Source organism: Curtobacterium sp. MCBD17_008, assembly GCF_003234475.1.
Taxonomy (GTDB): domain Bacteria; phylum Actinomycetota; class Actinomycetes; order Actinomycetales; family Microbacteriaceae; genus Curtobacterium.
Window position 1 is genome coordinate 67,932 of sequence record NZ_QKTK01000016.1, and the last position, 10,960, is coordinate 78,891.

Here is a 10,960-nt window from a genome sequence, read left to right on the forward strand (position 1 = left end):
GGGTGCGACAAGATGGACGGATGACGGACGCCCGGACGACGCGACGCGTGCGCGCGCGCCGGTACCTGTCCGCGTGGATCGGGTTCTCCGCCGGTGGGCGGTTCAGCCAGGCCCTCGCCACCGCGATCGTGCTCTTCGCGTTCGCCGAGCCGACGGTCCGCGTCCTGGTCGGTACGGCCGGCACCTGGGCTGTGCTCGTGACCCTGGTCGTGCTGGCCGGACTCAGCCTGCTCGGACAGCGCTACCGCATCGAGTGGCACGGGGTGCTGCCGCTGTCGCTCCTCGCCCTCGTCGGGTACTGCGGCCTGAGCGTCCTGTGGAGCGAGTACTCCTGGGTCGCACTCCGGGGCTTCACCGCGACGGTCGGGTTCGTCGGGCTCGGCCTCTACCTGGCGCTCGGACGCGACCTCGTCCAGGTCATCCGCGCATGCGGCGACGCGTTCCGCATCCTGCTCGTCGTCGCCCTCGGACTCGAGGTCCTGTCCGGGCTCGTGCTCGACGTGCCGATCCCCGCCTTCGGCATCCGTGGCGGCATCGCCTACGGCGGCCCGATCCAGGGCATCGGCGGGACCCGGAACTTCATGGGCTTCATCGCCGCCGTGGCCCTCGTGACGTTCGTCGTCGAGTTCCTCACCCGCTCCGTCACGATGTGGCGCGCGATCGGATCGACCGCGACGGCGGTCATCACGCTCATGCTCGTGCAGTCACCGATCACCGGACTCGCGATGATCGCGCTGGCCGTGACGGCGCTCGCGCTCTGGTCCCTCCGACACGTCCGGGCCGGCACACGACCGGTGGTGAACACCGTCCTGGGCTCCGTCGTGGTCGCGATGGGCGTGTTCGTCGTGCTCGCGCGCGACCGCCTGCTCCCCGAGATCGGAGCCGCGGGCGGGACCTCGACGCGCCTCGAGCTCTGGCGGCAGATGCGGGTGTTCATCGACCAGTACCCGATCCAGGGCTGGGGCTGGGTCGGCACCTGGCCGGTCGAGCCGGTCGTCCCCTACGTCACGTTCGTGGACCCCGTCGGCGCCCGCTTCACCTCGGGCCTGGACGCCGTCGTGGACGCCTGGCTGCAGATCGGGCTCGCCGGCATGCTGCTGCTCGTCGGTGCCGCGCTGCTCGCCTTCGCACGCTCCTGGGTCACCGCGACGACGTTCCCGGGCGTCGCCTACGTCTGGCCGGCCGCCGTGCTCGTGCTGCTCGGGGTCACGAGCGCGGCCGAGAGCTACGTCCTGCACGGGGCCGGGCTGATGCTCTTCGTGACCGTGCTCGTCGTGTCCGCCCGACGACGGTCGTGGCGGCGGCGCCTGGCTCCGCTCTGAGCAGGGCCGTCCGCAGCCTCCCGGTGCCCGCTACGCCCGGCGCGTGGCCCCGGGCCGGAACCGGCGCTGCAGGCCCCACTGCGTCGTCCGAACCATCGCCTCGACGATGATGTCCTTGCTCATCTTGGACACGCCGTGGATGCGATCACGGAAGCGGATCGGCACCTCGACGATGCGGCCGCCGAGGTCGTGCGCGCGCAGCGTCATGTCGATCTGGAAGCAGTACCCCTTCGAGTCGATCGACCCGAGGTCCATGCGCGCGATCGCGTCCGCCCGGTAGACGCGGAAGCCCGCCGTGATGTCGTGCACGTCGAGACCGAGCATGAGCCGGGCGTACGTGTTCGCCCCGCGGCTGAGGAACTCGCGGCGCTTCGGCCAGTCGACCACCGACCCGCCACGCATCCACCGCGACCCGATCGCCAGGACGACGTCCTCGGACGGGTCGGCGTCCGCCACGGCGCTGATGAGTGCGGGGAGCCGGTCCGCGGGGTGCGAGCCGTCCGCGTCCATCTCGGTGAGCAGGTCGAAACCGTGTTCGAGGCCCCAGCGGAAGCCGGCGACGTACGCGGTGCCGAGGCCGAGCTTGCCGGTGCGGCGCAGCAGGTGCACCCGCTCGTCCGTCGCGGCCAGGGCCTCGACCAGGTCGCCGGTGCCGTCCGGACTGCCGTCGTCCACGACGAGCAGGTGCGCGGTCGGGACCGTCTCGAGGATGCGTCGCGCGATGTCGTCGATGTTCTCGGCCTCGTTGTACGTCGGGACGATCACGAGGGTCCGGAGGTCGGTGCTGTTGGTCATGTCTCTCTCAAGTTCTGCGGTCGTGCACCGGTCAGCGCGAGCCGTTCCGGTCGATCAAGGTGCAGGGCACGGTGGTCGCCCACTGCGGCCCCGGTGCGATCTCCACCGTCGCGTTCCCGGTGGGCTCCCGGGTACAGGCCGACTCGGACGAGTCCACCTGCTGGTCCCAGAACGGTCCGCCCTGGCGGTTCGCCTTGTCCATCTGGTAGTTGGTGACGAACGTCGTGACGATCGCGAGCGCCACGAGTGCCGCGGCGACCGCCGCGACCACACGTCCGCCCCGCGACCGGGCCGTCCGGGCACGCCGGAGCGCCACGTCGACGACGACGGCGAAGGCGGCGATGACGTAGATCGACGCGGCCGCGCTGTAGCGGAACGTCCACACGCCCAGCCACTTCTCGTCGTCGAAGTGGGCGAACGCGAGCATCTCGTTCGGGTTGAACCAGACGGCCCCGAACCAGACGACCGCGGAGCCCCAGAGCATGGACGCCAGCACCCAGCGCTGGCGGGCGACGCCGGACCACAGCCCGGCGAGGACGACCAGCAGCGCCACGGTGAAGGGCACGAGGACGATGCCGAGGCCGTGCTCCGCGATGAGGCGCCCGACGGTCGGCATGCTCCAGGTGACGGAGCCGGCGACCGGTTGGACCACGTACCCGAGCGCCATGTCGGCGACCGTGTCGTGCGGGACGCTCGCGGGTGCGCGGGGGTGCATCAGGGTGGTGACGACCTGCGCCGCCCCGCCGACCACGGTGCCGGCGATGACCGGCCACCGGTGTCGGTTCCGGATGCCGAGCAGGAACAGCGGGAAGAAGGCGACGACCTGGATCTCGGTGAGCCCGGCGAGCAACGTCGCGACGCCGAGCAGGATCCCCTTCGTCCACGACCGGACCGGGGTGAGGAGGGCGAACGGGACGAGGAACATCAGGAACCAGTGCAGGTTCGCGACGTTGGCCTGGATCTCCATGGGGCCGAGCGGCACGAGCGCCGGCACGAACGCGAGCAGGACCCGCGCCACCACCGAGTCGAGCACGCCGGCTGTGAGGACGTACACGGCGGCACCGACGGCTCCCGTCACGAGCACGCAGAGGACGGAGACCGTGACGGCGAACCGGTCGATCGGCGCGGCGTGCGAGGCCACCGCGACGAGCAGCCGCGGCACGACGTGCAGGTACCCGGCGTAGTCGTGGAACAGCGCTCCGAGGACGCCCATGTCGAACTGTTCCTCGAGGAAGACCTTGCCGTCCTCGGCCCAGACCGTGTTGCGCACCTGCGCCGTCAGGCGGAACCAGCCCGCTACGCTCACGACCACCCAGAGCACGAGCGGCACGCCGATCGCGATCAGCCGGTGACGGAGCCCCGCGGGGTCGTCCGTTCCCCTGGCGGTGGCCACCCCTCGGGCGGTGTCCGCCGAGTCCCCTGTCGGCGGTCTTGTCTCGAGCACCGGATGATCCTCTCACAGCGTCGGCACGGGACCCGGAAGGACCTCCAGGGTGTCTCCCCGGCGGCCGGCGGGCGGGAGCCGGTCCGCGGGACGGCACGAGGCCCCGGTCCACACCGGGACCGGGGCCTCGTCGAGCGGGAGCGCCGGGGTCAGCGGACGGTGACCGTCCGGCAACCGAGCGTGGCGTTCGGGCCGCCCTGCGAGTCGATGGCGTACGCGCACACCGACCGCGACCCCTTCTTCGCCGTCAGCTTCACGGACCACCCGTGTTGGGCCCCCGCACCCGGGTACGCGCTGTCGACGTCGTACCGCGTGGCCCGGGCGAGCACGCGCTTGCCGACACCGTCCACGTAGACGTCCACCGAGACCGGGGTCGCCTTCGTGTCCGGGTCGAGCGCCCAGCCGGCGGCCGTCACGGAACCGGTCGCAGCCGTCACGGTGTCGAGGCTGCCGACCGGCAGCGTGTTGCGGACGGTGACCTGCTTGCAGCCGATCGACGCCTTGGCCGGCCCGGCACCGACGCCGTTCGCCGTCACGCACACCTCGTGCGTGCCGATGGCCGCCTTCCAGGTGCCGGAGAACCCGTGGGAGGTGCCCCATGCCGGGTAGGTCTTCCCCACATCCTGACGGGTGCGGTCGGCGCGGATGCCGTGCCCCACGCCGTCGATGAAGACGCGCACGGTGATCGGGTCGGTGGTGTCGCCGTCGAGCGCCCAGCCGGCGACCCGGATCGAGCTCGACGTGGTGGGCAGGCTCGTGATCTTGCCGATCGGCGTGCTGCCCGGCGAGGTGACGCTCTTGCACGAGCCCACGCGACGGTCCTCGCCGGCCTTCACGTTGACCCCGGTGACGCAGTAGCTGTGCGCACCGACCGTGGTCGGGACCGTGACGACGAACCCGTGCCGTCCGCCGAGGGCGGGGTAGGCGGCGGCGACGTCGGACCGGAGCACGTCGGCGCTGACGCGGGTGACGTACCCGCCGTCGCGGTACACGCGGACGCCGATGGCGCCCTTCGCCTCCGGGTCGACGGCCCAGCCGGTCAGCGTCACGGTGCTGCCCTTGTTCGCCACGACGGAGTCGAGCGACCCGGTGGGCGACCCGTCCTTCACGGTGACCGTCTTGCACCCGAGGGACGTCCCGGTCTTCCCGTCGGCGGACTTCGCCGTGACGCAGACCTGCTGCGATCCGGGCGGCGCGTCGATCGTCGCGGTGAAGCCGTGGGCTGCCCCGAGGCCGTAGGCGGCGGCGATGTCCGACCGCGTCGTGTTCGCCGTGATGGTGCGGTTCGCCGACCCGACGGCGACGACGACCTTCGTGCTCGACTTCGTGGTGGTGTCGAGGGCCCAGCCGTTGACGGTGACCGTGTTCCAGGACGCGGTGACGCCGTCCAGGTTGCCCTTCGCGGTCGTGGGCGAGCCGGTGGTCGACCCGAACCAGTCCGTGTACATCCGCCAGAAGTTGCGGTTGCCGTAGGCGGAGCAGCCGTCACCCGTGCCGTAGAGGTTGTTCAACGCTGCCGTGTTCGGGGTGTACGGCGTGTAGTAGTACAGCGCAGCGGTGGCCTTGTTCTGCACCGCGACCGACTTCGTGCCGCACGAGGTCGGGACGTTGTACTGGATCGCGCGGGTGCCGCCCGGGTTGAACCAGGTGAAGTAGTTGCTCGTGCCCGGGGGGTTGCCGTACCGCTTCCACTGCCAGGCCGACCAGTAGATCTGGTTGCCGACGCCCGCGTAGGCGGGGTCGCAGTGGCCGCCGACGTTGTCGGGGCACGCGTAGCCCATCGCCCGCTCGAGCACGGCGGCCGACGGGCCGCGGGAGGTGACGAGCCCCTGTTCCTTCTGCAGGGTGACGAGCATGACCTTCGGGCTGATGCCGCAGGCCGCGCCCACGCGCGTCAGGATCTGCGCGGTCGACAGCGACGAGCCGCCGGTCACCGCGCCGCACATGGCGTCGGCCGAGCGGCTGTTCATCGAGTACCGGCCGTTGCGGAGACACCCGCTGTTCGTGCAGGACGACACCTGCGCGTTCAGGAACGACTGCACCTGGTCGACGGTCATCGACGTGCCGTTGTAGAAGTTGGCGTCCGAGATGATGTTCCCGGCCTGGAACGACGAGCCACTCAGGGCGCTGGCGGGTTCCTGGTGCGCGGACGGACCCGCGATCTGGAAGCCGACCAGGACGCTCGCGACGGCGAGCACACTGGCGGCGATGGCGACGAGCTTCTTCACGTCGGAGGCCTTTCCGGGGGCGGCGACGGGGTGGGTCCGGCACGCGGTTCGGGAGACGTGTCCGTCGACCCCTGATGGCGGCGGAACACACGCGCCACAGCAGCGTACCTGCGCCACAGCGATCACACAGCCCCCAGCATGACCCCCGAACGGAGGGCCATGGTCCACCCTGTCCGGGAGGCTCGGCTCAGCCCGCACCGCCGCGTGCGCCCGGTGGTCCCGGGCTTCCCGCCGTCGTCGCCGCCGTCGCCTGAAGGGAGGCTCAGGCGGCCGAGGTGTCACGGCGCGCAGCGCCCTCGAGCGACGCCTCGACGGCGCGGCGTGCCGCCGGGCCCGTCCTGTCCGACCGGCGGAGGCGGCGCGCCCGCCGGAGCGCGGCAGGTGCCTCCCGGACGAGCCGTGCCCACGCGGCCGGGGTGAGCTGTGCCCGACCCGGTCGGAGGAGGTCCTCCAGCATGCGGACGACGGTGCGCGCGACGACCCGGGTGAGCATGCCGGCCGTCGCGTTGCGGGCGGTGACCAGCAGCCGGTTCCGCATGCTCTGGTAGCGGACGAGGGGCGAGTCGCTCCCCGAGCTCGCCGCGTGCCGGTGGACGACGACGGCGTCCGGGGCGGAGCCGATCCGGTGGCCGGCCAGCCGCAGCCGCCAGGCGAGGTCGAGGTCCTCGTAGTACATGAAGAGGGACTCGTCGAAGCCGCCGACCGCCTCGACGGCCTGCCGCCGGAGGAACGCGGCACCGCCGGAGAAGCCGAAGAGCGGCGCGTGCTCGGGGGCGTCGTCGACCGGTCGGAGCCAGTCCCGGTCGCGGCCGTTGCCGTTGCGGTCGAGCACGACCCCGGTCCCGTTCACCAGGGTCACGCCACCGGTCGCGGTCCGCCGCCACCGGCTACCGTCGGCGGCGACGAGGTCGTCGTCCGAGCGCGGTGCACGGCCGTCGACCGCGACGAACCGCCCCTCGAGCACCGCCGTCGCGGCGACCGCAGCGGTCCCGGCTCCGCCGGCCGCCAGCGCGGCCAGCCCACGGTCCAGGAACCCGTGGTCCGCGACGGCGTCGTTGTTGACCAGCACGACCACCGCCCCCGTCGACGCCGCCATGCCCCGCGCCACCCCGCCGGCGAACCCGGCGTTCGTCGGCTCCGGGACGACCACGAGCGACGGGAAGTCCGCGCGGTAGTCCCGCACGGTCGCCTCGTCGGCCTCGTTCACGACGAGGACGACCTCGACCGAGGCGTCGACACGCTGCGAGAGCACGGACTCGACGGCCCGGCGGGTGAGGACGGGCTGGTGCCAGTCGACGATGACCACGGAGACGTCCACGCCGACAGTCTCCCAGGCGCACGGGCGCGGGCGAGCACGGCGCACCCCGGGAGGCCCGTGGACTTCTCGGTATAGTGGTGCCGCCTTCCGGGGCACCCGCGGCGCGCCCTCCGCGCTCCGCTGCCAGTCGACGTACGGAGTCCACCCATGTCCTCTTCCGCGCCCCGCGTGTCCGTCGTCGTCATCAACTTCCGCGGCACGGACGACACGCTCGAGTGCATCGCCCGACTGAGCGAGGTCGACTGGCCGGCGGACCGTCTCGAGATCGTCGTCGTCGAGAACGGCTCCGGCGACGACAGCGAAGCACGGCTCCGTGCCGCACTCGGCGACCAGGCGAACGTCCGGATCATCGTCTCGGCGGAGAACCTCGGCTTCACCGGCGGGAGCAACCTCGGTGCCCGCGAGTCCACCGGGGACGTGGTCGCGTTCCTCAACAACGACGCGAAGCCGCACGTCGACTGGGTCAAGGAGGGCATCGCCGGGTTCGCGCCGAGCCCCCGCGTCGCCGCCGTCGCGAGCAAGGTCCTCGACTGGGAGGGCCGGACGATCGACTTCGTCGAGTCCGGGCTCAGCTGGTTCGGGATGGGCTACAAGAACCACATCGCCGAGCTCGACGACGGCCGCTTCGACGAGCCCCAGGACCTGCTCTTCGGCACCGGGTCCGCGCTGTTCGTCCGTCGTGACGTGTTCCTCGAGGTCGGCGGGTTCGACGAGGGCCTGTTCATGTTCTACGACGACGTGGACCTCGGCTGGCGCCTCAACCTGCTCGGCTACCGGGTACGGTTCGCGCCGCGCTCGGTGGTGTTCCACAAGCACCACGGCTCGATGAAGTCGTTCGGCGACCACCGCGAGATGTACCTGCTCGAGCGGAACGCCCTGCACCTGCTCTACAAGAACCTGTCGGACGAGAACCTCGGCGTCTTCCTCCCCGCCGCCCTCGCCCTCCTCGCCCGCCGCGCGGTCGCGAAGAGCGGTCGGGACTCCGAGGAGTTCGACATCCGACGCTTCACCAGCGCGCCCGACGAGTTCGACGCGCTGACGCCGATCTCGAAGGAGACCGTCGCCGGGTTCTTCGCGCTCGACCAGTTCGTGGCGGACCTCCCCCGCCTGTCCGAGGAGCGTCGTCGGATCCAGTCGCAGCGCGTCCGGAGCGACAAGGACGTCTTCCGCCTGTTCGGCGACGCCTTCAAGCCGCTCTTCGAGGACGGCTACTTCCTGGAGGGCTACCGCGCGATCCTCGAGGCCTTCGACATCGAGGCGCCGATGCACCGCACGAAGGTCCTCGTCATCACCGGGGACGCCCTCGGCGAGAAGATGGCGGGCCCGGGCATGCGGGCGTGGAAGATCGCGGAGGCCCTGTCCTCGGACAACGACGTGCGCCTGGTCACCTGGAACGTCGCCAACCGGAAGTCCGACGCCTTCGAGGTGACGCGCGTGCCGCTCCAGCACGAGCGCGCGATGCGCGAGCACGAGGAGTGGGCGGACGTCATCTTCTTCCAGGGCTACGCGCTGCACCACTTCACGACCCTGCAGAAGTCGAACAAGATCATGGTCGTCGACCTCTACGACCCGATGCACCTCGAGCAGCTCGAGCAGGCCCGGGACAACGGTGACGTCGGCTGGCGCAACCAGGTGACGAGCACCACCGAGGTCATCAACGCGCAGCTCGAGCGCGGTGACTTCTTCCTGTGTGCCTCGGAACGGCAGCGCCTGTTCTGGCTCGGGCAGCTCGCCGCCGTCGGTCGCGTCAACCCGGACAACTACCTGGCGGACGACAACCTCAACAAGCTCATCGCGATCGCGCCGTTCGGCATGGACTCCCGGCCGCCGCAGCACGAGCGCAAGGCGATCCGTGGCGTCACGCCCGGCATCGGCGAGGACGACAAGGTCGTCATCTGGGGCGGTGGCATCTACAACTGGTTCGACACCCCGTCGCTCGTCCGCGCGGTCGCCCAGGTCGCCGAACGCCACGACGACATCCGCCTGTTCTTCCTCGGTGTCGCACACCCGAACCCGGACGTGCCCGAGATGGCGATCGTCGCCGAGACGCGCCGCATCAGCGACCAGCTCGGACTGACCGGCAAGCACGTCTTCTTCAACGAGCAGTGGGTGGCGCTGGACGACCGCCAGAACTACCTGCTCGAGGCCGACGCGGGTGTCAGCACGCACTTCGCGCACATCGAGACGACCTTCTCGTTCCGCACCCGCATCCTCGACTACATGTGGGCGAACCTGCCGATCGTCACGACCGACGGCGACAGCTTCGGCGACCTCGTCGCGGCCGAGGGCATGGGTGTCGCCGTGAAGGAACGCGACGTCGACGCCCTCGCCGCCGCGCTCGAGTCGATGCTGTACGACCCGGAGGCCGCCGCCGCCGCCCGGGCTGCCGTCAGCCGCGTCCGCGACGACTTCACGTGGGAGCGTGCGCTCGCTCCCCTCGTCGAGTTCTGCAAGGACCCGCAGGTCGCCGCGGACCGCGCGCACGACGCCGCCGTGCCGGCGGGATCGGTCACGGCGGGCAGCCGTCCGCGCGTCGCGCTCAGCCCGGCCCGTCAGCGCGAGATGCAGTTCCACGAGATCGCGAACAGCCGCCACGGCGTCGTCCGCGACGTCCGACTCGCGACCTGGTACCTCCGCCAGAACGGCGTGTCCGGTCTCCGGGACAAGGTCCAGAACCGTGTGCGCATCATGCGCGAGAGCAAGAACGGGCGCTGACCGTCGCAGCGGCCCCGCCCGGAGGCCGATGTACAGTTGTCCGTCGCCCCAGCGCACCTACGTGAGGAACCCATGAGCAACATCGTCAGCGAGCGGTTCGAGCGTCTCCGTCAGGAGCGCATGGCCCCCGCCGGTCGTCCTGCGACCGCGGTGCTCGGGTCGATCCGCGAGGTGTTCGCCCACCGGCAGCTGCTCGACCTGCTCATCCGGCGCGACCTGAAGTCCCGGTACAAGGACAGTGCGCTCGGATTCGCGTGGACGCTGATCCGTCCGCTCGTGCAGCTGGCGATCTACTACTTCGTACTCGGCCAGATCCTCGGCGCGTCGCGGAACATCCCGGAGTTCGCCATCTACGTGTTCTCCGGTCTGACGCTCTACGGGCTGTTCAGCGAGATCGTGGCCTCCGGGACGGCGTCCATCGTGTCGAACGGCGGGCTCATCAAGAAGGTCTACCTGCCACGGGAGATCTACCCCCTGGCCAGTGTCGGTGCCGCGCTGTTCAACTTCGGCGTCCAGCTCGTCGTGCTCCTCGCCGCAGCGGTCCTGCAGAGCGGCTTCGACTGGGTGCGACCCGACCTGCTCTACTTCTTCCCGGCGACGCTCGTCATCCTCATCTGGGCGACGGCGCTCGCGCTCCTGCTCGCAGCCGCGAACGTGTACCTGCGCGACATGCAGTACCTCGTCGAGGTCCTGGTCCTGCTGCTCATGTGGGGCTCGCCCATCGTCTACAGCTGGCAGATGGTGTCGAACGCGGCGAACACCTGGCTGCTCAACCTGTACACGGCGAACCCGATCACGCTCGCGGTCCTCGGGATCCACCGGGCGTTCTGGACGGCGGGCAACGACTCGCAGTACCCGTCCGACCTGCTCCTCCGCCTGGCCGTCGCGGGCGTCGTCGGTCTCGTCGCCCTCGTCGCCTGCCAGCGCGTGTTCGCCAAGCTGCAGGGCAACTTCGCCCAGGAGATCTGATCCGATGAGCATCGACAACGACCTGACGCAGGCCACGACCTCGCCGTTCTCCGACGCCCCCGCCGTCGTCACGGTGCGGAACGTCTCCAAGCGCTTCACCATCCGCAAGGACAACTCCCTCAAGGAGCGCGTGGTCACGCTCGGTCGCGCCGGCCGCCGACACAGCGAG

General features: G+C 70.8%; 7 protein-coding genes. 3 read left to right on the forward strand and 4 right to left on the reverse strand.

The window, feature by feature from the left end:
• The first annotated feature begins 20 nt into the window (after positions 1–20).
• Positions 21–1,322 carry a hypothetical protein gene (locus DEI95_RS14000; protein ID WP_111060625.1) on the forward strand — a complete coding sequence of 434 codons (1,302 nt, stop codon included), beginning with the start codon at positions 21–23 and terminating at the stop codon, positions 1,320–1,322.
• Positions 1,323–1,352: 30 nt separating this feature from the next.
• Here DEI95_RS14000 and DEI95_RS14005 read toward each other — a convergent pair whose 3' ends face one another.
• From DEI95_RS14005 to DEI95_RS14020, 4 genes are all read right to left on the reverse strand, one after another.
• Positions 1,353–2,117, reverse strand: coding sequence for a polyprenol monophosphomannose synthase (locus tag DEI95_RS14005; RefSeq protein WP_110824506.1), 765 nt, complete (start codon positions 2,115–2,117; stop codon positions 1,353–1,355).
• A gap of 31 nt (positions 2,118–2,148) precedes the next feature.
• Positions 2,149–3,561: a glycosyltransferase family 87 protein gene (locus tag DEI95_RS14010; protein WP_146232871.1), complete on the reverse strand. Its 1,413-nt coding sequence runs from the start codon at positions 3,559–3,561 to the stop codon at positions 2,149–2,151.
• 149 nt (positions 3,562–3,710) lie between these two features.
• The gene (locus tag DEI95_RS14015) at positions 3,711–5,789 is read right to left on the reverse strand and encodes a hypothetical protein (protein ID WP_110824508.1); all 2,079 of its coding nucleotides are present in this window, start codon (positions 5,787–5,789) and stop codon (positions 3,711–3,713) included.
• Between the two features lie 262 nt (positions 5,790–6,051).
• Positions 6,052–7,107 (reverse strand): glycosyltransferase family 2 protein, encoded by a 1,056-nt coding sequence (locus tag DEI95_RS14020; protein ID WP_181436350.1) that lies wholly within the window; start codon positions 7,105–7,107, stop codon positions 6,052–6,054.
• A 147-nt stretch (positions 7,108–7,254) separates the two neighbouring features.
• On the opposite strand from DEI95_RS14020, the gene DEI95_RS14025 reads away from it, so the two are divergent.
• Positions 7,255–9,822, forward strand: coding sequence for a glycosyltransferase (locus tag DEI95_RS14025; protein ID WP_111060627.1), 2,568 nt, complete (start codon positions 7,255–7,257; stop codon positions 9,820–9,822).
• 72 nt (positions 9,823–9,894) lie between these two features.
• The gene (locus DEI95_RS14030) at positions 9,895–10,791 is read left to right on the forward strand and encodes an ABC transporter permease (protein ID WP_110824511.1); all 897 of its coding nucleotides are present in this window, start codon (positions 9,895–9,897) and stop codon (positions 10,789–10,791) included.
• Positions 10,792–10,960 lie beyond the last annotated feature (169 nt).